At 65.9% G+C, this 694-nt stretch carries 1 protein-coding gene and 1 pseudogene; one reads left to right on the forward strand and one right to left on the reverse strand.

Annotated features, from left to right (window positions below; genetic code table 11):
- The coding region (locus JCM19049_RS16615) for a glycosyltransferase family 9 protein (RefSeq protein ID WP_374700350.1) at positions 1 to 371 on the reverse strand (371 nt) is incomplete at its 3' end.
- A 209-nt stretch (positions 372 to 580) separates the two neighbouring features.
- Here JCM19049_RS16615 and JCM19049_RS21630 point away from each other — a divergent pair.
- Positions 581 to 694 (forward strand): annotated as a pseudogene (locus JCM19049_RS21630) (haloacid dehalogenase); the annotation flags it as partial.

The following is a 694-nucleotide window of genomic DNA, read 5'->3' on the forward strand; positions in this document are numbered from 1 at the left end:
CTCCAGCGCACCCGTTCGTGGGCGTCCGGGTCCCATTCCGGGCCCTGCTGGCCGTCGGCCCGGTGACCTATCACCCGGTTGGCCTCCAGGGCGGCGATGCGCGAACGGCTCTCCAGGCCGTTGCCGTGCAGGTTCACCGCCACATCCACGCTGCCCGGTGCCCGGTCGATGGGCACGTCCAGGCCGTGGGTGTCCAGCAGCTCGATGCCGCCCACCAGGTCCACGATGGGGCGCAGCCAGGACTGGGCGGCGTAGGTGATCCGGTGTTCGGGGAAGGCGCGGCGCAGCGCCCGCAGGGCCGGGACCGCGACCAGCAGGTCGCCCAGCTTCAGTGCCCGCAACACCAGCACTTCATCCTTCTTCTCACCCACCGGATGCTCCTTCCACGACGCTTGAGTACAGCCCAATCCGTGCGGCATTTCCCGGCGATCCGTCGCTGACCGGCACCGGTTTGTGCCATACGGTTTCAGGCAAATCCCAAGGGAAGCACACATTTCCTAAAAATTCACAGAAGCTGGGAGAACCCAAAGAAGTTCTTCTCGGCTGATTATCCCCCGGTGTGACGGGTACCTCAGGTCGTATGGGCAATGAAACAGTTTTTCCCCGGGCGGTGCTCTTCGACCGCGATGACACGCTGGTCGTGGACGTGCCGTACAACGGCGACCCCGATCTGGTGCGGCCGGTGGCCGGCGCC

It is taken from the genome of Arthrobacter sp. JCM 19049, from assembly GCF_001310435.1.